The sequence below is a fragment of the Streptomyces sp. ATexAB-D23 genome (genome assembly GCF_000373645.1).
Classification (GTDB): domain Bacteria; phylum Actinomycetota; class Actinomycetes; order Streptomycetales; family Streptomycetaceae; genus Streptomyces; species Streptomyces castrisilvae.
This window is the reverse complement of sequence record NZ_KB892002.1, coordinates 341,976-363,439: the sequence shown is the minus strand read 5'-3', so window position 1 is coordinate 363,439 and position 21,464 is coordinate 341,976. Positions and strand designations below refer to the sequence as shown.

General features: G+C 72.8%; 15 protein-coding genes and 1 riboswitch. Of the genes, 8 read left to right on the top strand and 7 right to left on the bottom strand.

Translation table 11 applies throughout. The features are described from left to right. Nucleotides 1-24: 24 nt before the first annotated feature. The gene (locus tag B082_RS0104020) at nucleotides 25-1,071 is read right to left on the bottom strand and encodes a C40 family peptidase (RefSeq protein WP_018550533.1); all 1,047 of its coding nucleotides are present in this window, start codon (nucleotides 1,069-1,071) and stop codon (nucleotides 25-27) included. 305 nt (nucleotides 1,072-1,376) lie between these two features. Between B082_RS0104020 and B082_RS0104015 the strand changes: the two genes are divergently transcribed. After that, complete coding sequence (locus B082_RS0104015; protein WP_018550532.1) at nucleotides 1,377-1,730, top strand: hypothetical protein; 354 nt, start codon at nucleotides 1,377-1,379, stop codon at nucleotides 1,728-1,730. A 46-nt stretch (nucleotides 1,731-1,776) separates the two neighbouring features. On the opposite strand, the gene B082_RS0104010 is transcribed toward B082_RS0104015, so the two are convergent. Further along, entirely contained in the window at nucleotides 1,777-2,922 is a 1,146-nt protein-coding gene (locus B082_RS0104010) for a C40 family peptidase (RefSeq protein ID WP_018550531.1), read from the bottom strand. Then, nucleotides 2,921-3,073: riboswitch (cyclic di-AMP (ydaO/yuaA leader) on the bottom strand. It overlaps the preceding gene by 2 nt. 161 nt (nucleotides 3,074-3,234) lie before the next feature. Between B082_RS0104010 and pcrA the strand changes: the two genes are divergently transcribed. Then, nucleotides 3,235-5,706 (top strand): DNA helicase PcrA, encoded by a 2,472-nt coding sequence (gene pcrA, locus B082_RS0104005; protein WP_018550530.1) that lies wholly within the window; start codon nucleotides 3,235-3,237, stop codon nucleotides 5,704-5,706. 56 nt (nucleotides 5,707-5,762) lie between these two features. Here the strand turns inward: pcrA and B082_RS0104000 are convergent, their stop codons facing one another. Together B082_RS0104000 and B082_RS0103995 are read right to left on the bottom strand one after the other, a co-directional pair. After that, entirely contained in the window at nucleotides 5,763-7,319 is a 1,557-nt protein-coding gene (locus tag B082_RS0104000; protein WP_018550529.1) for a M23 family metallopeptidase, read from the bottom strand. 200 nt (nucleotides 7,320-7,519) lie between these two features. After that, nucleotides 7,520-8,431, bottom strand: coding sequence for an esterase/lipase family protein (locus B082_RS0103995; protein ID WP_018550528.1), 912 nt, complete (start codon nucleotides 8,429-8,431; stop codon nucleotides 7,520-7,522). A 316-nt stretch (nucleotides 8,432-8,747) separates the two neighbouring features. On the opposite strand from B082_RS0103995, the gene B082_RS0103990 reads away from it, so the two are divergent. Then, nucleotides 8,748-9,161 (top strand): cobalamin B12-binding domain-containing protein, encoded by a 414-nt coding sequence (locus tag B082_RS0103990; RefSeq protein ID WP_018550527.1) that lies wholly within the window; start codon nucleotides 8,748-8,750, stop codon nucleotides 9,159-9,161. A gap of 181 nt (nucleotides 9,162-9,342) precedes the next feature. On the opposite strand, the gene B082_RS0103985 is transcribed toward B082_RS0103990, so the two are convergent. Further along, a complete protein-coding gene (locus B082_RS0103985; protein WP_018550526.1) occupies nucleotides 9,343-11,025 on the bottom strand; it encodes a DUF5691 domain-containing protein in 1,683 nt (560 codons plus the stop codon). 29 nt (nucleotides 11,026-11,054) lie between these two features. Next, nucleotides 11,055-12,449 (bottom strand): SWIM zinc finger family protein, encoded by a 1,395-nt coding sequence (locus B082_RS0103980; protein ID WP_199783751.1) that lies wholly within the window; start codon nucleotides 12,447-12,449, stop codon nucleotides 11,055-11,057. 128 nt (nucleotides 12,450-12,577) lie between these two features. Here B082_RS0103980 and B082_RS0103975 point away from each other — a divergent pair, with 128 nt between their 5' ends. From B082_RS0103975 to sucD, 5 genes are all read left to right on the top strand, one after another. After that, a complete protein-coding gene (locus tag B082_RS0103975) occupies nucleotides 12,578-13,690 on the top strand; it encodes an ATP-binding protein (RefSeq protein WP_018550524.1) in 1,113 nt (370 codons plus the stop codon). Beyond that, a complete protein-coding gene (locus B082_RS0103970; RefSeq protein WP_018550523.1) occupies nucleotides 13,687-16,140 on the top strand; it encodes a DUF5682 family protein in 2,454 nt (817 codons plus the stop codon). Before B082_RS0103975 ends, B082_RS0103970 begins: the two co-directional genes overlap by 4 nt. Continuing rightward, nucleotides 16,137-17,354: a vWA domain-containing protein gene (locus tag B082_RS0103965; protein ID WP_018550522.1), complete on the top strand. Its 1,218-nt coding sequence runs from the start codon at nucleotides 16,137-16,139 to the stop codon at nucleotides 17,352-17,354. The genes B082_RS0103970 and B082_RS0103965 overlap by 4 nt, the downstream gene beginning before the upstream one ends. Nucleotides 17,355-17,580: 226 nt before the next feature. Then, entirely contained in the window at nucleotides 17,581-18,762 is a 1,182-nt protein-coding gene (gene sucC, locus B082_RS0103960) for an ADP-forming succinate--CoA ligase subunit beta (protein WP_018550521.1), read from the top strand. Nucleotides 18,763-18,783: 21 nt separating this feature from the next. Beyond that, on the top strand, nucleotides 18,784-19,668 hold the full coding sequence (gene sucD, locus B082_RS0103955) for a succinate--CoA ligase subunit alpha (RefSeq protein ID WP_018550520.1): 885 nt from the start codon (nucleotides 18,784-18,786) through the stop codon (nucleotides 19,666-19,668). A gap of 102 nt (nucleotides 19,669-19,770) precedes the next feature. Here sucD and B082_RS0103950 read toward each other — a convergent pair whose 3' ends face one another. Next, nucleotides 19,771-21,345, bottom strand: a complete 1,575-nt coding sequence (locus B082_RS0103950) for a helix-turn-helix domain-containing protein (protein WP_026249409.1) — start codon at nucleotides 21,343-21,345, stop codon at nucleotides 19,771-19,773. Between the last annotated feature and the right edge of the window lie 119 nt (nucleotides 21,346-21,464).

Genomic DNA, 21,464 nt, shown 5'->3' with positions numbered 1-21,464 from the left:
CGGTCGGGCTCGGAAACCGGGAGCCTATGCCACCCGGGTCGCCCCCGCGAAAGGCATTTCGTTGATCGGCGCGACCCTGACCGGAGCCCCCGGGCGCGGGGCGTGGATCATCTGCCCGTTGCCGATGTACAGACCGACATGGGTGACGCCGGAGTAGAAGAACACCAGGTCTCCCGGGGCCAGTTCGGACCGGGAGACCCGCCGGCCCGCGTTGATCTGGGTGTACGTGGTCCGGGGGAGCGAGACCCCGGCCGCGCGCCAGGCGGCCTGGGTGAGGCCCGAGCAGTCGAACGAGGCGGGCCCGGTCGCGCCCCAGACGTACGGCTTGCCCAGCGCGCTGTAGGCGAAGGCGACGGCCTGGGCCGCGCGCGCGTTGGGAGCGGCGACCGCGCCGCGCGGGGTGCCGCGGTCGGCGTGGCCGGCGCCCCGGCCGTCCTCGGAGGCGGCGTAGGCGGCGCGCTCGGCGGGGGAGAGGCGGGCGAGCAGGCGCCGGGCCTCGGCGAGCTTGGCGCGGACGGTCGCCCGGTGCTCCTTCAGGGCGGCCTGGCGGGCGGCCAGCTCGGTCAGCTTGTCGGCCGCCTCGGCGCGCACCTGGGCGATGTCGGCGACCTGGCGCCGCACCGAGCCGAGTTCCGCCGCCCGGCGTTCGTCGGCGCGCTCCACGTACGAGGCGCGCCGGAGGTACTGGTCGGGGTCGGAGGAGAGCGCCAGCTGCACGGAGGGGTCGATCCCGGCGGAGCGGTACTGCGCGGCGGCGTACGAGCCGAGGGCGTCCCGGGCGGCGTTGAGGCGGCCGGTCCTGCGGGCGGCCTCGTCGCGCAGGGCGTCGACCGACTTCGCGGCGGCGGCCGCCTCGGTCTTCGCGCCGTTGTACTTCTCGGTGGCGGCCTCGGCCTCCCGGTACAGCCGGTCCACCTGGGCCTTGACCTGGGCGGCGGTCGGGGCCGGGTCCGCGTGCGCGGCTCCGGGCAGCGCGGCGGCGGTCGCGGCTCCGGCGAAGGCGAGGGTCGCCGCGGTGCGGGCCGCGGAGCCGGTGTACAGGCGCTGCCTGGGCTTGCGATGCGCTGCCACGAGGGCGGGCGTCCTTCCGTGCGACTGCCCGGCGGGGTCTACCGGCGGGCTTCATCGGCGGTCCGGCCAGGACAGTGTCCGGGTACGGCCGCCGGGAAGGGACGCTAATCCGAGGACACGGCCGGGAGTCGTTTTGACGCCTATTGCCTGCTCTTGGCGTGGCATTGTCGTCGGGCGATCGTGAATGGTCGTGAACGACCATAAAAATTGCCGCAGATTCAGGCAATAGGTACATCTGTCATTTAATTGTCCGTACGCCCCACCTGGGTGACGGGCGCCGGGACGCCCGGGGCTATGGTGCGGCCATGCGCGTACTCATCGATTTCGTCGTCGCCCTGCACATCATCGGCATCGCCGCCCTGCTCGGCGGTTTCCTCGGCCAGATGAAGGCGATGAAGGCCGGCACGGCCCGGTTCGTCCCCGGAATGCTGCACGGTGCGCTGACCATGCTGGTCACCGGAGTCGCCCTGGTCGGGCTCGACCAGGCGGACGACTACCCCGTGAACAACGTCAAGATCGGCATCAAGCTGCTGATCCTGGTCGTGATCCTCGGGCTGGTCTACGTCAAGCGGGACGAGGAGAAGGTGGGCAAGGGCCCCTTCGCGGCGGTCGGCGCCCTGACCGTCGCCAACATCTTCATCGCCACGCTCTGGACCTGAGGAACGCGCCGGGCCGGCCCGCTTCCGGACCGGCCCCCTTCCCCGGTCAGGCCGGGCGCACGCTTCCGTAGATCGGCATGTAGTAGATCGACTCCTCGCGCACGTTCGCCCCGGGCTTCGGCGCGTGGATCATCATCCCGTCGCCCTTGTAGATCCCGACGTGGCTGATGTCGTCGTAGAAGAAGACCAGGTCACCGGGTTGGAGATCGGCCGTGGCGATCCGGGTCCCGACGTTCACCTGGTCCCAGGTGGTCCGCGGTATATCGACCCCGGCCGCCTTCCACGCCGCCTGGGTGAGCCCCGAGCAGTCGTACGAGGAGGGGCCGGTCGCCCCCCAGACATACGGCTTGCCGATCTGGGCGCGGGCGAACGCGAGGACCTTCTCCGCCTTCGTGGACGCGCTGGAGCCGGAGTCCGAACCCGAACCCGAACCTGTCTCCGTACCACCGCCCGACTCCTTGGCCTTGCGCTCGGCCTCCTTCTTGGCGGCGGCCTGCTTCTTCGCCAGCTCCTCCGCCTTGCGCTTGGCCTCCGCCTCCTTCTTGCGCTCCAGCTCCGCCAGGCGTGCCTTCTCCTCGGCGGTCAGCTTCGACAGCAGCGTCCGGGCCTCGGTCAGCTTGTTCTGGACGTTCTGCTTGCTGGTGCGCAGCGCGGTCTGCGACTCGGTGAGCGTCTCCAGGCTCTCGACGGCCTGGGCGCGCTGCTTGGACGCCTTCGCCTGCTGCGTACGGAACTCGTCGACCGCCTGCTGCTGGCGGTCGGCCATCCGGTTCATCAGGTGGGTCTGGTCGAAGAACGACTGCGGGTTGTCGGCCAGGAAGAACGTCGCGGTCGGCGCGAGGGCGCCGTCGCGGTACTGCGCGGCGGCGTAGTTGCCGAGCGTCCTGCGCGCGTCGTTCAGCTTCGCGGTGCGCTTGGCCACGTCCTCCAGCAAGGTGTCGACCTTGGTCCGCTGCTTGTCCGCGGCCTCCTTGGCCTGGTTGTACTTCTGGGTCGCGGTGCCCGCCTGCCGGTAGAGGTCGTCGACCTTCCTCTGTACGTCCTCGATGCTGGGCTTGGGAGCCGGGGCGGCCGTCGCGCTCTGCGAGGACAACAGGGTGACCGTCGCGAGCGCGGCGGAGGTGAGCCCCACGACAGGGGCGGCGGAGCGCACCCGGGGGCGCGGTTTGCGATGCGACGCCAAGGCCGGCATCTCCTTCCGTGGACCGCCTACCGGGTTAGCTGTCGGGTTCGGGCGGAACGGAAGGCTGCCCTACGGTCCAGTGGGGACGCGGACCGATTCACCCCGGTGATGCGTGTGGGTCCCCGGTTCCGGGCGGGCCCGGATTCGGCGTGGACGCCCGCTCGGCGTGGGTCGCCTCTGGGGGTACGGGCCGTCCGAACGAGCACGCTAACCAACGCGGGGTGCCGCTGGGAAGGTTGATGTTCGATATGCCCGATACATTTTCGTGACCTCTTCGGAGCGGGGCCGAGTGTCAGTGGGGGGCTCTAGACTCGGGGAGCGATGAGCAGCCTCTTTGACGACAGTTTCCTGGCCGGCCTCCAGTCCGAGGAGGAAGGGCCCCCGCCGCCCCCCGAGGACTCCGCACCCGAAGCGGTGCCGGAGGACCTTTTCGCGGGCGTGTTCGACGGCCCGCCGCCGCGCGACGCGTACTACCGCGACGGTGCCCACCGCCCCGTCATCGACCCCGCGGCCCTGCTCGACGGGCTGAACACCGAGCAGCGCGCCGCCGTCGTGCACGCCGGGTCCCCGCTGCTCATCGTCGCCGGCGCCGGCTCCGGCAAGACCCGGGTGCTGACCCACCGCATCGCCCATCTCCTGGCCGAGCGCGGCGTGCACCCCGGCCAGATCCTGGCGATCACCTTCACCAACAAGGCCGCCGGCGAGATGAAGGAGCGCGTCGAGCAGCTGGTCGGGCCCCGGGCCAACGCCATGTGGGTCATGACCTTCCACAGCGCCTGCGTCCGCATCCTGCGCCGCGAGTCGAAGAAGCTCGGCTTCACCTCCTCGTTCTCGATCTACGACGCGGCCGACTCCAAGCGGCTGATGGCCCTGGTCTGCCGCGACCTGGAGCTGGACCCGAAGCGCTACCCGCCGAAGTCGTTCACGGCCAAGGTCTCCAACCTCAAGAACGAGCTCATCGACGAGGAGACCTTCGCCGGGCAGGTCACAGGGGGCACCTCCCATTCGAGCGAAGCCGAGAACGGGGGAGGTTTCGAGAAGACCCTGGCCCAGGCGTACGCGATGTACCAGGCCCGGCTGCGCGAGGCCAACGCGCTGGACTTCGACGACATCATCATGACGACGGTCCACCTGCTCCAGGCCTTCCCCGACGTCGCCGAGCACTACCGCCGCCGCTTCCGCCACGTCCTGGTCGACGAGTACCAGGACACCAACCACGCCCAGTACACCCTCGTACGCGAGCTGGTCGGCCCGTCCGGTCCCGAGGACGCCCCAGCCGAGCTGTGCGTCGTGGGTGACGCGGACCAGTCGATCTACGCCTTCCGGGGCGCGACCATCCGCAACATCCTCCAGTTCGAGGAGGACTACCCGGACGCGACGACGATCCTGCTGGAGCAGAACTACCGCTCCACCCAGACGATCCTGTCCGCCGCCAACGCGGTCATCGAGCGCAACGAGAGCCGCCGCCCGAAGAATCTGTGGACCAACGCCGGCACCGGCGCCCGCATCACCGGCTACGTCGCGGACACCGAGCACGACGAGGCGCAGTTCGTCGCCGAGGAGATCGACCGCCTCACCGACGCGGGCGATGCCAAGGCCGGAGACGTAGCCGTCTTCTACCGGACGAACGCGCAGTCCCGTGTCTTCGAGGAGATCTTCATCCGCGTCGGCCTGCCCTACAAGGTCGTCGGCGGCGTGCGCTTCTACGAGCGCAAAGAGGTCCGGGACGTCCTGGCCTACCTCCGGGTCCTCGCCAACCCCGAGGACACCGTCCCCCTCCGCCGCATCCTGAACGTGCCCAAGCGCGGCATCGGCGACCGCGCCGAGGCGATGATCGACGCCCTGTCCCTGCGCGAGAAGATCACCTTCCCGCAGGCGCTGCGCCGTGTGGACGAGGCGTACGGCATGGCCGCCCGTTCGGCCAACGCCGTGAAGCGGTTCAACACGCTGATGGAGGAGCTGCGCACGGTCGTGGAGTCCGGCGCGGGCCCTGCCGTCGTGCTGGAAGCGGTCCTGGAGCGTACGGGCTACCTCGCCGAGCTCCAGGCATCCACCGACCCGCAGGACGAGACCCGCATCGAGAACCTCCAGGAGCTGGCCGCCGTCGCGCTCGAATTCGAGCAGGAGCGCGGCGAGGAGGAGGGGACGGGCACCCTCGCCGAGTTCCTGGAGAAGGTCGCGCTCGTCGCCGACTCCGACCAGATCCCCGACGAGGACGAGGACGGCTCCGGCGTCATCACGCTGATGACCCTGCACACGGCGAAGGGCCTCGAATTCCCGGTGGTCTTCCTGACCGGCATGGAGGACGGCGTCTTCCCGCACATGCGGGCGCTGGGCCAGGTCAAGGAGCTGGAGGAGGAGCGCAGGCTCGCGTACGTCGGCATCACCCGCGCCCGCGAGCGCCTGTACCTGACCCGCGCGGTCATGCGCAGCGCCTGGGGCCAGCCCTCGTACAACCCGCCGTCGCGGTTCCTGGAGGAGATCCCGGACCAGCACCTGGAGTGGAAGCGCAAGGGCCCGATGGCCGCCCCCGCCGGGCCGACGTCCGGCATCACCTCGTCGCTCTCCGCCTCCCGCGCCCGCTCCGGCCCTTCGGGCTTCGCCACCCGGCGGACCTCGGACCGGCCGACGATCACCCTGGCGGCCGGCGACCGGGTCACGCACGACCAGTTCGGTCTGGGCACGGTGACGGCGGTCGAGGGCGTCGGCGACCAGGCGAAGGCCACGGTCGACTTCGGAGACGACCGCCCGAAGAAGCTGCTCCTGCGGTACGCGCCGGTACAGAAGCTCTGAGACGCGTGTGACGGCCGGGGCCCCGAGGGGCTCCGGCCGCCGGGCCGCTCACCGGCTCAGGTGGGGTTGACGTCGTGGCTGCGGAGCCAGGGCAGCGGGTCGATGGCCGCGCCGCCGCCGGGCCGCACCTCGAAGTGCATGTGCGGGCCGGTCGAGTTCCCGGAGCTGCCGGAGTACGCGATGACGTCGCCCGCCTTGACCTGGCCCGAGCGGATCCGGGTGCTGCTGAGGTGGCAGTACCAGGTCTCGGTGCCGTCGGCCATGGTCACGATGGCCATGTTGCCGTAGGCGCTGTTGTACTGCGTGCGGACGGTGCCGTCGGTCGCGGCCATCACCGGGGTGCCGTACTGGACCGGGAAGTCGATGCCCGTGTGCACGGACATCCAGTTGACGCCCGCCTGGCCGAAGTACGCGCTCAGCCCGTGCTCCTTGACCGGCATCACGAATTTGGGGCGCAGGGCCTCCTTGCGAGCCGCCTCCTCCTCGCGCTTCTTCTTCTCGGCGGCCTGCCGCGCCTTGAGGTCGATGCGCTCCTGGGTGCGGCTGGCGCGGTCCGCGAAGTTCTCCGCGTCGGCGCTGAGGTTGGCGAGCTGGGTGTCCAGCTCGTTGTTGGCCGCGACCGGCTCGACCGTGCCGGGGTCGGCGGCGGCCATCGTCGTGGTGTCGTCCTTCTTCGTCTCGCCCCCGCCCATGCCGCCCACCGAGGCGGCGGCGATCCCGGCCACGCTCATCACGCAGGCGGAGGGAACGGCGACGGTGAGGAGTGCGGAACGCTTCGCGGGGGAACGCCTGCGGCTGCGGCCACCGCTGCGGGGGACGGGCCGGCCGGCGGGGCGGTGCGCGTCGACCGGGGCGAGGTCGGGATGGCCGCCGGGGCCGGTGCCGGGGTCCGCGTCGGGGCGCGCTTCGAGATCGGCTTCGAGATCCGCTTCGGGGTGGTCGGCGGTGTCTTCGCTCTCGGCGATTCGGTAGGGCTCGTACGGGTCGTAGGCGGAGTGCTCGTACGTCTCGTACGTGTCGTGCGCCCCGTAGGTGTCATGAGCGTCGTACGTGTCGTGCGCCCCGTACGTCTCGTGTGCCTCGTACGTCCCGTGTGCCTCGTACGTGTCTGTCAGGGGGGCCTGTTCGGCTTCGTTCGACCCCGCCAGGTTTTGCATACTTTGCTGTGCGTGCTCGGGCGTGGCGCCGGTGTTCCAGGCGGTGGCGTCGTATGCGCCGGTGTCGTACGACGCGGTGTTCCAGGCGGTGGTGTCCCACTGGCCGGAGGAGTCCGGGGCGTAGCCCTGCGTCGGCAGCCAGGTGGCGCCGGTGTCGTACGGGGACGGGGCGTCGTACTGCGGGTGCTGCTGGGCCTGGTCGGCGTAGGCCGGGTAGCCGGTGAAGTCGTTGTACTCGGCGGCCTGGTGAGCGCCCGTGTCCCACTGGGTGGTGCCGTACGAGCCGCTGTATCCGGCCTGTCCGCCGGTGTACGGGACGCCGTAGCCCCCCGCCGTGTCGTGCGAGCCTTCGTAGGAGCCGCCGGGGAGGGAGCCGAAGAGCGGGTCACTGTCGAAGCTGCCCGTGGGGTGGCTGTCGTATCCGGCATACCCGGCGTGGGGGTGCTGGTCGTTCACCAACTTCTCTCTCGCCTCGGCAGCAGGACCAGTCCGGGGTGTGGGGACCCCGGGGCTAAGCAGTGGCCGCGACTGTACCCGGCGGTATCCGCCGCCGACAATCTTCGACGGCCCCACGGCGCCCGGGAAAAGGGGCAATCGGCCGTCTTTCGGTGGCGTCCGCACAGAGCTTTGGCTCTACGTTCGAAAAGTGTTCGGTTTTAGGCGACGGAGGCCGATCGGGCGGTCCCGCTGGACCCGTGGGCGGGCTCCGCCGTGTCGAGCGCCTGGCGTACGGCGGCCGCCACCGCCGGGTGCACAGGCAGGGCGAGGTGTCCGATGCCGGTGACGCGTACGTTCACCGCGTCGAGGTCGGGGTGGTCGACGCAGGCCGCCTCGGGCGGGACGATCACCCGGTCCAGCTCGCTCCAGAAGCTGACGAACCGGGTGCGGCAGCCGGGCGCGGGCAGCCTCAGCTCCTCGATGGGGGCCGAGCCGCCGCGCATCTGGCGCACGATGGGCAGGGCGCCGGCCAGCGGGGCGACGGCGGTGCCGGCATGCGGTGTACCCAGCGTGACCAGGGTGCGGACCCGGTGGTCACCGCCCAGTCGCTGGACGTAGTAGCGAGCGATGAGGCCCCCGAGGCTGTGGCCCACGATGTCGACCCGTTCGTGCCCGGTGCGGGCGCAGATCTCCTCGATGTGCCGGCCCAGCAGCTCGGCGGCCGTACGGATGTCGCTGGTCAGCGGTGAGTGGTTGAGCGACTCCAGATGGTGCCAGCCGTGCCGGGCCAGCGAGCGGCGCAGCAGGACGAAGACCGAGCGGTTGTCGATGAATCCGTGCAGGAGAACGACAGGTGGCCGACCGGCCACCTCGCCCGGCAGCCGACCGGTGGCGCGGGGGTCCGGCGTCGGGGCCGGGGTCGGCTCGGGGCGCCGTTCGTCGGCGATCCCGGTGGGGTACAGCAGCGCGTGTCCGGCGAGCACCGCGAGTTCCAGCGCGGTCGCTCTCAGCAGCGCGGTCGGCACGGCCGGGATCGGCACGGCTGGGATCGGGAGGGCACGGATCGGGAGGCGACGGATCGGAAGGGAGGGGATCGGAAGGGAGCGGATCGGAAGGCTCGGGGTCTTCATGGTCGACCTCCTGCTCCGGCACCCGAAGAAGGGCGGCTCCCTTCCCGTATGCCCTGGTGGGAAGCCGTGTCGGAGGTCCGGTCCTGGTGGACGGTGGCCCGTACCACCGTGCCGTGCGGCTGACGGCGCGGTGATACGGCGACCTGACGCGGCTCCCCGGGCGCCCGGTCTCTGCGCCCGTGAACAATGTCCCATGTGTGATTTCCCCCTCCCGGTCCACCGCGAAACGGCGGCTTGCGGGATGCTGTGGATAACGTTCGTTCACATCCCCGGCCCTTCAGGCACGGGAGACGCGGAGACGCATGTGGAGGCAGTGATGGGTGTGACCGGTCCGATCCGTGTGGTGGTGGCCAAACCGGGCCTCGACGGCCATGACCGCGGGGCCAAGGTGATCGCGCGTGCGCTGCGGGACGCCGGTATGGAGGTCATCTACACGGGGCTCCACCAGACGCCCGAGCAGATCGTCGACACCGCCATCCAGGAGGACGCCGACGCGATCGGCCTCTCGATCCTCTCGGGCGCGCACAACACGCTGTTCGCGAAGGTGATCGAGCTGCTGAAGGAACGGGAGGCGGAGGACATCAAGGTCTTCGGCGGCGGCATCATCCCGGAGGCGGACATCGCACCGCTGAAGGAGCAGGGCGTCGCGGAGATCTTCACCCCCGGCGCGACGACCACCGCGATCGTCGACTGGGTCAACGCGAACGTCCGCCAGCCGGCCGGCGCCTGACCCGGCCGGGGGCGAGGGCCGCCCCGCGGGGCGCGGAGGCCCCATCGGCTGCGCTGATGCCGGGCGGCGCCCCTTGCCGGGGCGGCGGACCCGCGTTGCGACGGGGGCCGCGCGCCGGGTGGCGAGGAACGCGCCCCGCCGACCGCGCACCCGCACCGCCTCACCGTTCGCCCGCGTGGCTTCACCCGCCTTCCGGGGTCGGGGACAGCTCGCTGTCCATCGTCGCGCGTAGGCGCAGGGTGGAGACCAGGCGCTGGAAGGCCTCCGACCAGTAGCCGTTCGCGCCGGGGGAGGCGTCCGCAGGTTCGGCGGGGGTGGTGGTCAGGACCTCCAGGCGGCTTGCCTCGGCCGGGGCCAGGCAGCGTTCCGCCAGGCCCATGACGCCGCTGAAGCTCCAGGGGTAACTGCCCGCGTCCCGGGCTATGTCGAGGGCGTCGACCACCGAGCGCCCGAGCGGCTCCGCCCAGGGCACCGGGCAGACCCCGAGCAGCTGGAACGCCTCCGACAACCCGTGCGCGGCGACGAAGTCGGCCACCCAGCCCGCCCGTTCCGCAGGGGGCAGCACCGCCAGGAGCTTCGCCCGCTCGGCGAGCGACGCCGTACCGGGGCCGTTCGACGGGGGCGTCGACGGAGGGCCGAGCAGGGCCCGCGCCCACGCCTCGTCGTTCTGCCGCACCGCCGCCCGGCACCAGGCCGCGTGCAGTTCCTCGCCCCAGCCGTCCGCGACGGGCAGCGCCACGATCTCCTCCGCGCCGCGCCCCCCGAACCGCGCGGGCCAGACGGCGAGCGGGGAGGCCTCCACCAACTGGCCGAGCCACCACGACCGTTCGCCCCGGCCGGACGGCGGGAGGGCCACCACCCCGTCGCGCTGCATCTCCGCGTCGCACTCGTGCGGGGCCTCCACCGCCACGAACGGCTTGTCACCGGTCAGCCCGGGGCTGACGCAGGACAGCGCGCGGTCCGCCATCCGGCGGGCGAGCGCCGAACCGGGCAGTGCGGACAGCAACTCGGCGGCGGTCGCCCGGACATTGCGGCTGCGGTCCGCGAGCGCCTGTTCGAGGAACTCCTCGTCCGCACAGGACAGCCCCGTGCGCAGCGAGTCGACGAACATGAGCCGGTCCTCGGCCCGTTCCGTCTTCCAGGTGGTGGCGAGCAGCGCGCGGGCCGCCTCCGCGTCCCGCGCCCGTACGGCCCCGAGCAGGGCGACCCGCTCCGCGAACAGGCCCTCCTCCCACAGCCGTCGCACCGCTTCCGGATCGGTGAGGGACGGCAGCAGGCCGCTTCCGGACGCGCCGCGCAGCGCGAACTTCCACTCCGGGTTCAGCCCGGCCAGCCACAGCCCGCGCGGCCCCGCGAACTCCAGGGCCTGGGGCCGCAGATCGGTCCTGGCCCTGGCGGCGTCCAGCAGGGCGGGCAGCGCGGAGTCGGGCGCCCGGTAGCCGTGCAGGCCGGCGGTGGCCAGCCACTGCGGGATGAGTTCCGTCAGGTCGGGGGCCGTACCGCGTCTGCCGCCGGAACCGGCCGCCGCGGCCCGGTCCGCGAGGAGCTGCGCCAGCCGGCCACGGGCGGCCTCGGGCAGCGGCGGGCGGGGGTCTTCGGGCGCGGGCGCGGGCCGGGGCGACGCGGCGGCGGGCAGGAGCCCGGCCCGGCGCCGCACGGTGTGCAGCGCGGCGGCGTCCAGCAACGCCGACGCCGCCCCGTCCGGGCCGGCGCCCGAGGCTCCCCCGGGCGGGCGGCGGTCCGTGCCGAGCAGGGCCGAGGTGACCAGGTCCTCCCACGACGTGGCCGCGACCGCGTCGGCGAGGCCCCCCGACGCGGCTGCGGACGCGGACGCGGGTGTGGTGGGTGAGGTGGTGCGGGACATCACGCCTCCTTCGGGAAGTCCTTCTGGGGTCAGACGAGAGGTACGGTCTCGACGCCGGCAAGCCCCGCCCGCGGGGCCACCGCTGGCCAGGCGGCGAGCGGGTCGAAGCCGCGGTGGCCGCACTCGCCGAAGACGGTGAGCGGCCCGCCGCCCGAGACCGCGACGAGCTTCCAGAGCGCCGGCCGGGACAGCGCGGCGGCGGTGACGGGCAGCGCCTCACGGCCCTGCGCGTCCACCAGCTGCCAGCCGTCCGCGCCCGGCACGGGTATCACGTCGCGCAATGTCACCGGCCAGGACTCCAGCCACGGATCGTCGCCCAGCGCCCGCCCGTACGCGGTGATCGCCTCGCCGACCGGCACCCCCGGCGGGGGCGTACCGGCCGGCTCGGGCACACCGAACCGCTCGCCCAGCTCGGCCCGCAGCCGGCCGGACCCCGGATGGGGCGTCAGCTCGGCGTCGATCGTCACCCCCACGGGCAGGGCGTGCCCCGGGGAGCGTCCGGCCGCCCCGAAGGACAGGAGCAGCGCCGTGCGGCCCGACTCCCCGCCGTACAGCCAGATGCGGCGGGTGACGATCTTGCCCTCGGGGGTGTCGTACTGGGCGAGGACCAGCCAGCGGTCGCGGACCGGCGGCCCCTCCGCCGGGGCCGGCAGACCCACGCGGGTGCGGACCGTGGCCGCCAGCGGCTGCGGCAGGCGGTCGAGGCCCAGCCAGGCCGTGTCCAGCAGATGGAGCAGCGCGCACTCCTCCAGCAGCCGCACCGGCCAGCCGGGGCCCGACGCCGCGATGGACCCCAGCTCCCGCACCCGGCCCGCGAGACCCGGTGCCTGCGCGTCGACCATGCGGGCCGCCGTCTCCTCCCACAGCCCGTACCCCGCCTGCTCGACCGACGCGAGCCCCCCGCGCAGCAGGTCGGTCAGCCGCTGCTCCAGCTCCCGCGCACCGCCCCCTATCCGCTCCGCGCGCCTCTCCGCGCGCTTGCGCGCGGCCACCGGGTCGGCCGGCCCGTCACCTCCGGCGGCGGGCCGCGCCTTCGCCTCCGCGCGGTCGCGGCGGCCGGCCAGCCACTCCCCGGCCCAGTCCGGCGGTGCCCCGGCGGGCACAGCCGTGCCGTCGGCCGCGCGCAGCAGCAACAGACCCAGCGCGTGTTTGCAGGGGAACTTCCGGCTGGGGCAACTACAGCGGTACGCGGGGCCGGTGGTGTCGACCACCGTCCGGTACGGCTTGCTGCCGCTCCCCTTGCACAGCCCCCACACCGCACCCGTGCCGTCCAGCCCGGTGTCCGACCAGGACGCGGACGCACCGAGCTTGTTCCCCGCCTTGCGTGAGGCGTCGTCAGGAGCCAGGGCCAATACCTGCTCCACCGTCCAGCGCGCCGCCGGAGCAGCGGCGCCCAAGGGTTCTCCCCCGTCAGTCAGCAGCATGCCAACGACGTTAGGCCGCCCCACTGACAATCGCCCTGACCTGCGCAAAGGCCAATTGTCAGTGCCATGGTGCACGGTGGGAACCACACCAGGCCGAGCGATCTGCCGAACGATCTGGAGGGGGATCCATGACCGTGCCCGAAAACACCGAGGCCACCGCCGGCGAGGTCCTGCGCCCGCATGCCGAGGACGCCTTCGCCGACGAGCTGAAGGCGCTCGCCGCCGCCGACGACCGCCCGCGCCCCGAGCGCTGGCGCCTGTCGCCCTGGGCCGTGGCCACGTATCTGCTCGGCGGCACCCTGCCCGACGGCACCGTCATCACACCCAAGTACGTGGGCCCGCGCCGCCTCGTCGAGGTCGCCGTCACCACGCTCGCCACCGACCGGGCACTGCTGCTCCTCGGCGTCCCCGGCACCGCCAAGACCTGGGTCTCCGAACACCTGGCTGCCGCCGTCAGCGGCGACTCGACGCTGCTCGTCCAGGGCACGGCGGGCACCCCGGAGGAAGCCGTCCGCTACGGGTGGAACTACGCGCAGCTGCTCGCGCACGGCCCCAGCCGGGACGCTCTGGTGCCCAGCCCGCTGATGCGCGCCATGTCCCTGGGCATGACCGCCCGCATCGAGGAACTGACCCGCATCCCCGCCGATGTGCAGGACTCGCTGATCACGATCCTGTCGGAGAAGACGCTGCCCCTGCCCGAACTGGGCCAGGAGGTCCAGGCAGTGCGCGGGTTCAACGTCATCGCCACGGCCAACGACCGCGACCGGGGCGTCAACGAGCTGTCCAGCGCCCTGCGGCGCCGGTTCAACACCGTGGTGCTGCCGCTGCCGGCCACCCCGGAGGCGGAGGTCGACATCGTGTCCCGGCGCGTCGACCAGGTCGGGCGCTCGCTCGACCTGCCGCCCGCGCCCGACGGCCTCGCGGAGATCCGCCGCGTGGTCACGGTCTTCCGTGAACTGCGCGACGGCGTCACCATCGACGGCCGCACCAAACTCAAGTCCCCCTCGGGGACGCTGTCCACGGCCGAGGCCATCTCCGTCGTCACCAACGGCCTCGCTCTCGCCGCCCACTTCGGGGACGGCGTGCTGCGTCCGGGCGATGTCGCGGCCGGCATCCTCGGCGCGGTCGTCCGGGACCCGGCGGCCGACCGGGTGGTCTGGCAGGAGTACCTGGAGACCGTGGTGCGGGAGCGGGACGGCTGGAAGGACTTCTACCGGGCCTGCCGGGAGGCGTCCGTATGACCACCGCCCGCGCTTCGGGGCCGCTGCTGCTGGGGGTGCGGCACCACGGCCCCGGTTCCGCCCGCGCCGTCCGCGCCGCCCTGGACGCGGCCCGCCCGCGGGCCGTGCTCATCGAGGGCCCGCCCGAGGGCGACGCGCTCCTGCCGCTCGCCGCCGACGAGCAGATGCGGCCCCCCGTCGCCCTGCTCGCCCACGCCGTGGACGACCCGGGACGGGCGGCGTTCTGGCCGTTCGCCGAGTTCTCCCCCGAGTGGGTCGCTATCCGCTGGGCCCTGGCGAGCGACGTCCCCGTCCGCTTCATCGACCTGCCCGCGGCCCACTCGCTGGCCATGGAGGAGGCGGGGACGGACCGGGACGAGGTCTCCGCCGAGGAGGACGGGCCGCCTGCCGCCGTGCCCGTCGACCCGATCCGGGTGCTCGCCGGGACCGCGGGGTACGACGACCCCGAGCGCTGGTGGGAGGACGTCGTCGAACACCGGGCCCCGGGCAGCGGCGAGGCGGCGGGCCCGCTCGCCGCGTTCGCCGTGCTCGGCGAGGCGATGACCGCCCTGCGCGAGGTGTACGGGGACGGCGGACATCCGCGCGACGCGGTCCGCGAGGCGTACATGCGCGTCCAGCTGCGCACGGCGGCCAAGGAGTTCGGCGACGACTTCGCCGTCGTGTGCGGCGCCTGGCATGTGCCCGCCCTGCGTACGCGCACGACGCTCACCGCCGACCGGGCCCTGCTCAAGGGGCTCCCCAAGGCCAAGGCGGAGCTGACCTGGGTGCCGTGGACCCACCAGCGGCTCGCCCGGCACAGCGGATACGGGGCGGGGATCGAGTCGCCCGGCTGGTACCAGCACCTCTTCGCCGCCCCGGACCGCCCGATAGAGCGCTGGATGACGAAGGTCGCCGGACTCCTGCGCGACGAGGACCGGTTCGTCTCCTCCGCCCATGTCATCGAGGCGGTCCGGCTCGCCGAGACGCTCGCCGCGATGCGCGGCCGGCCGCTCGCCGGGCTGAGCGAGACGACCGACGCGATCAGGGCCGTCATGTGCGAGGGCTCCGACGTTCCGCTCGCGCTCGTCCGGGACCGCCTCGTCGTCGGCTCCACGCTTGGCGAGGTCCCCGACACCGCCCCCGCCGTCCCCCTGCAACGCGACCTCGCCCGGCAGCAGCGCACCCTCCGCCTCAAACCGGAGGCGGGCGAGCGGGAGACGGAGTTCGACCTCCGCAAGGAGACCGACGCCTCCCGCAGCCGGCTGCTGCACCGGCTGCGCGTCCTCGGCATCGGCTGGGGCGAACCCGCCGCCGGCCGGGGGAGCACCGGCACCTTCCGGGAGAGCTGGCGGCTGCGCTGGGAGCCCGAGCTGTACGTGCGCGTCGCGGAGGCGGGCGTCTGGGGCACCACCGTGCTCTCCGCCGCCACCGCCCGCGCCGAGTCGGACGCCCTCGCCGCCACCGCGCTCGCCGAGGTCACCGCGCTGGCCGAGCGCTGCCTGCTGGCCGACCTGCCCGACGCGCTGCCCGTCGTGATGCGGGCCCTCGCCGACCGTGCCGCGCTCGACACCGACGTCGGCCACCTCGCCGACGCCCTGCCCGCCCTGGCCCGCACCCTGCGCTACGGGGACGTCCGCTCCACGGACACCACCGCCCTCGGCAAGGTCTCCGCCGGCCTCGCGGAACGCATCTGCGTCGGCCTGCCGCCCGCCTGCACCGGGCTCGACGCCGACGGGGCCGAGGCGCTGCGCCGTCAGGTGGACGGCGTCCACACGGCGATCGGGCTGCTCGCCGGCGCCGTCCCTTCGAGCGCGGACGGGCTGCGCGAGCGCTGGCGGGCCGTGCTCCACAAGCTCACCGTCCGGGACTCGGTCGCGGGAGTGATCCGGGGGCGGGCCGCCCGGCTGCTCCTGGACGACGGAGACCTCGACCAGGACGCCGCGGCCCGGCTGATGGGCCTCGCCCTCTCCCCGGGGACACCGCCGGCCGACGCCGCCGCCTGGATCGAGGGCTTCGTCGGCGGGGCGGCGGGCGGCGGCATGCTCCTCGTCCACGACGAGCGGCTGCTCGCCCTGGTCGACTCCTGGCTCACCGGCGTCCCCGCCGACACCTTCACCGACGTACTGCCGCTGCTGCGCCGCACCTTCTCGGCGTACGAACCGGGCGTCCGGCGCACACTGGGCGACCTCGTCCGGCGCGGCCCGGCCCCCGCCGGGTCCCCGGTGAACGGCCCGGCGGGCGGCGGGACGACTGCCCCCGGCTTCGGCCCGGTCCTGGACATGGCCCGTGCGGACGCGGTGGTCCCGGTCCTGCGCCTCCTGCTCGGTCTGGACGAGCACGCCGCGACGGCAGAACCCGAAGCATCCGCGGCCCCCGCCCACCCCGGGCGCCCCGCGACCGCGGCCGACGCCCACCCCGCGACCGCGGCCCCCACCCGCCACGACGACCCGCATCTGGGGGAAACGGCATGACGACGACGGACACCACGGAACCCGGCACCGTGCCCTCCGCCCGCGAGGAGCGGCTGCGGCGCTGGCGCCTGGTGCTGGGCGCGGACAGCGCCGAGAGCACCGGCCGCACCCTCACCGGGCGCGACGCCGCGATGGACGGGGCGCTCACCGCGCTCTACGAGAACGGCAACGGGGGACGGCCCGGCGGCCGGGGCGGCGGCGGGCGCTCGGCCGGACTCGGCGCCTCCGCCCCGTCCGTGGCCCGCTGGCTCGGCGACATCCGCACGTACTTCCCCAGCTCCGTCGTGCAGGTCATGCAGCGCGACGCCATCGACCGCCTCGGCCTCTCCGCGCTCCTGCTCGAACCGGAGATGCTGGAGGCCGTCGAGGCGGACGTCCACCTCGTCGGCACGCTGCTCTCCCTCAACAAGGCGATGCCCGAGACGACGAAGGAGACCGCGCGAGCCGTGGTCCGCAAGGTCGTGGAGCAACTGGAGAAGCGGCTCACCACCCGCACCCGGGCCACCCTCACGGGCGCGCTCGACCGCTCGGCGAAGGTCACCCGGCCCCGCCACCACGACATCGACTGGGACCGCACCATCCGGGCCAACCTCAAGAACTACCTGGAGCTGCCCGGCCGGGAAGGCGCCGGCACGGTCGTCCCCGAACGGCTCATCGGCTACGGGCGGGCCGCGCAGTCCGTGAAGAAGGACGTCATCCTCTGCATCGACCAGTCGGGCTCGATGGCGGCCTCCGTGGTCTACGCGTCGGTGTTCGGCGCGGTGCTCGCCTCGATGCGCGCTCTGCGGACCCGGCTCGTCGTCTTCGACACGGCGGTGGCCGACCTCACCGACCAGCTGGACGACCCGGTCGACGTCCTGTTCGGCACCCAGCTCGGCGGCGGCACCGACATCAACCGCGCCCTGGCCTACTGCCAGTCCCGGATCACCCGGCCGGCCGACACCGTCGTGGTCCTCATCAGCGACCTCTACGAGGGCGGCATCCGCAACGAGATGCTGAAGCGGGTCGCCGCGATGAAGGCCTCCGGCGTGCAGTTCGTCACCCTGCTCGCCCTCTCCGACGAGGGTGCCCCGGCCTATGACCGCGACCACGCCGCGGCACTGTCCGCCCTCGGCGCGCCCGCCTTCGCCTGCACGCCGGACCTCTTCCCGGACGTGATGGCGGCCGCGATCGAGAAGCGCCCCCTGCCGATACCCGACAAGGAGCCCGTCTGACGAGGTGCCGACCGGCCCCACCAGCGCGATTCTGTGACCGTAATCACCGCCCAGGTGTGATCTGTGATTTAGGGCCACACGGGGCTCGGGGATAACCTGCGAGATGGACATGCCGCGTATCCGGTCACCGTGTGCGCTTTCCTAGTGACACAGCAGTCACGTTGCCCCTCGCGGCACGCCCACGCAGAAAACCAACCGCGAGACCATTGATAAGGGACGGACGCGCGTGGACCTGTTCGAGTACCAGGCGAGGGACCTCTTCGCCAAGCACGGTGTACCGGTGCTGGCCGGTGAAGTCATCGACACGCCTGAGGCAGCCCGCGAGGCGACCGAGCGGCTGGGCGGCAAGTCGGTCGTCAAGGCGCAGGTGAAGGTCGGCGGCCGCGGCAAGGCCGGTGGCGTGAAGCTGGCCGCCAACCCCGACGAGGCGGTCGCCCGCGCGACCGACATCCTCGGCATGGACATCAAGGGCCACACGGTCCACAAGGTGATGATCGCCGAGCTGTCCCCGGAGATCGAGGCGGAGTACTACGTCTCGTACCTCCTCGACCGCACCAACCGCACCTTCCTGGCCATGGCCTCGGTGCAGGGTGGCATGGACATCGAGGAGGTCGCGGAGAAGACCCCCGAGGCCCTCGCGAAGGTCCCGGTCAACGCCGTCGACGGGGTCGACATCGCCAAGGCCCGCGAGATCGTGGCCCAGGCGAAGTTCCCGGCCGAGGTGGCCGAGGGCGTCGCCGAGGCCCTGGTGACGCTGTGGGACACCTTCGTCGCCGAGGACGCGCTCCTCGTCGAGGTCAACCCGCTGGTGAAGACCAAGGACGGCCGCATCCTGGCCCTGGACGGCAAGGTCTCGCTCGACGAGAACGCCGACTTCCGCCAGCCCGAGCACGAGGCCCTTGAGGACAAGGCGGCGGCCAACCCGCTCGAGGCCGCGGCCAAGGCCAAGAACCTCAACTACGTCAAGCTCGACGGCGAGGTCGGCATCATCGGTAACGGTGCCGGTCTGGTCATGTCGACCCTGGACGTCGTCGCGTACGCCGGTGAGAAGCACGGCAACGTGAAGCCCGCCAACTTCCTCGACATCGGTGGCGGCGCCTCCGCCGAGGTCATGGCGAACGGCCTGGAGATCATCCTCGGCGACTCGGACGTCAAGTCCGTCTTCGTCAACGTCTTCGGTGGCATCACCGCCTGCGACGAGGTCGCCAACGGCATCGTCCAGGCGCTTGAGCTGCTCAAGTCCAAGGGCGAGGACGTCACCAAGCCGCTGGTCGTGCGCCTCGACGGCAACAACGCGGAGCTGGGTCGCAAGATCCTCTCCGACGCCAACCACCCGCTGGTGCAGCGCGTGGACACCATGGACGGCGCGGCCGACAAGGCCGCCGAGCTCGCCGCGGCTGCGAAGTAAGGAAGAGGGACTCAGACCACCATGGCTATCTTCCTCACCAAGGACAGCAAGGTCATCGTCCAGGGGATGACCGGCGCCACGGGCATGAAGCACACCAAGCTCATGCTCGGCGACGGCACCAACATCGTCGGCGGCGTGAACCCCCGCAAGGCCGGCACGACCGTCGACTTCGACGGCACCGAGGTACCCGTCTTCGGCTCCGTCGCCGAGGCGATGGAGAAGACCGGCGCCAACGTGTCCGTCCTCTTCGTGCCGCCGGCCTTCGCGAAGGCAGCCGTCGTCGAGGCGATCGACGCCGAGATCCCGCTCGCCGTCGTGATCACCGAGGGCATCGCCGTCCACGACTCGGCCGCCTTCTGGGCGTACGCCGGCTCGAAGGGCAACAAGACCCGCATCATCGGTCCGAACTGCCCCGGCCTGATCACCCCCGGCCAGTCCAACGCCGGCATCATCCCGGGCGACATCACCAAGCCCGGCCGCATCGGTCTCGTGTCCAAGTCCGGCACGCTGACCTACCAGATGATGTACGAGCTCCGTGACATCGGCTTCTCGTCCGCCGTCGGCATCGGTGGCGACCCGGTCATCGGCACGACGCACATCGACGCCCTGGAGGCGTTCGAGGCCGACCCCGAGACCGACCTGATCGTCATGATCGGCGAGATCGGCGGCGACGCCGAGGAGCGTGCGGCGGACTTCATCGCTTCGAGCGTGACCAAGCCCGTCGTCGGTTACGTCGCGGGCTTCACCGCCCCCGAGGGCAAGACCATGGGCCACGCCGGCGCCATCGTCTCCGGCTCCTCCGGCACCGCTCAGGCGAAGAAGGAGGCCCTTGAGGCCGCCGGCGTCAAGGTCGGCAAGACGCCGACCGAGACCGCCAAGCTGGCGCGCGAGATCCTCGGCGCCTGACGCACGCGGCCGCGCGGCAGCGCGGCACCGTACGCATGACGCGGGCCCGTCCCTCCCAATCCGGAGGGACGGGCCCGCGTCGTTGTGCGGGGGACCTCCCGCTCAGCCGGCCCGGGGGACCAGCCGGGCCGGGCCGTGGACCAGTTCGTCGCCGAGCTTCTTCCGCAGCTTCACATCCCCGGGCGTCAGCTTCTGCGGGCCCCCGACCGGAGGCACCCCGCCGACCTGCTGGGCGGGCGACGGCGGCGTCTCGTACTTCCGGGGAGCCGTCGCCAGGGCGATCAGTGTGAGGCCGATGATCAGCACGGTGAACGCGATCGCCGACCGGGCCCACAGCTGCGCCTTGCGCTCGCTGCCGGTACGGATCAGCTCCGGCACCGGAAGCGAGGAGGCGGGCTGGGTACGGGCGAGGGCACCCAGGTGCTCGTGGAGCAGGGCGGACCGCCCGTCCGGCGACTCGGGCTCCGCGACCTCGGGCAGCCGCTGGGCGACCGCCGCCCGCGCGGTCACCAGCCGACCGGCCGCGGCGCGTGTGCTCGCCTCGGTCTCCGCCGCCGTCTCCGGCAGCCCGAGCCCCACGCCGTCGTGCAGCACCAGCGTGCGCCGGTACGAGGGCGGCAGCTCCAGCAGCGCGTCGAGCAGCGCGCGCTGCCCCGGTGCCTCGGGCGGGGGGTCGAGGCGCCGGTGCTCACCGCGCAGCCGGCGCCAGGGCGACATCGCGTGCTCGTAGGCGGCGGCCCGTACCCAGCCCACCGGGTCCCGGTCCACCGCCACCTCCGGCCAGCGCTGCCAGGCCAGCTCGAACGCCTTGGCCACCGCCTCGCGGGACAGGACGCGCCGCCCGGTCAGCAGATACGTCTGGTGGAAGAGGGCCGCCGCGGCGTGTCCGTACAACGCGTCGAACGCCTCGGCGGGCGAAAGCCCGGCCCCAGGCGCCCCGTCCGCCCCAACTTCCCCGTCCGTCCGGTCGGCCCCATCCGTCCCGTCCACCCGGTCGGTCTCGGGGGCCTCGACCGTCCCGGTGGCCTCCCGCTCCTCATCGGCCGCCACGGGTGCAGCGACCGGCACAGGGGCGGGCGCGACCGCGGGCACGGGCGGAGCCGCCGGAGGTTCGGGCGTGGTGCTGCTGCCGGGCTCGGCGGAGGCCATGGCGGCATCACCCCCGGTGGCTTCGACGAGGACCGGCGGAGGGGGACCGGCCGGCGCGGGCTTCTCCGGCTCCGCGAGGACCGGCGGACGGGACCCTTCCGGCTTCTCCTCCACCGCCACCTCCACCTCCACCTCCACCTCCACCTCCACCTCCACCGACTCCGCCACCTCCACCGTCACCGCCACGGGCTCCACCAGCTCGGTGGTGGCGGTGGTGGCGGTGGCGGTGGTGGCAGGTGGTGGTTTCGGCTGCTTGGTGGAGGGCTTCGGCGTGGCGTTCGAAGCCTTCCTTTCGGTGGGGGAAGGGGCTGGAGTGTCGATCGTCCCGATCAGCCGGGCGTACGCCTCGCGCTTGCGTCCGCGCGGGCTGGTGCGGCCCGTCTCCCACGCCCGCACCGTGGCCCGGGTGACGCCCACAGCCGCCGCCACCTGCTCCTCGGTCAGCGACTTGGCCTCCCGCAGCCTGCGCCGCTCCTTGGGCGAGGGGAGCGGAGCGGCGGTGGCCGTGCCCGACGTGCTCTGCGTCATGAGGGCCGCCCGCGCGGCCTGCACCGAGTGAAAAAGTACATAAACGTATATTGAGCGACACAACGGCCGTTCGCCCGTTACACGGAATAAGCGCGTGTCGTTGGCAGCATGACGGCGTG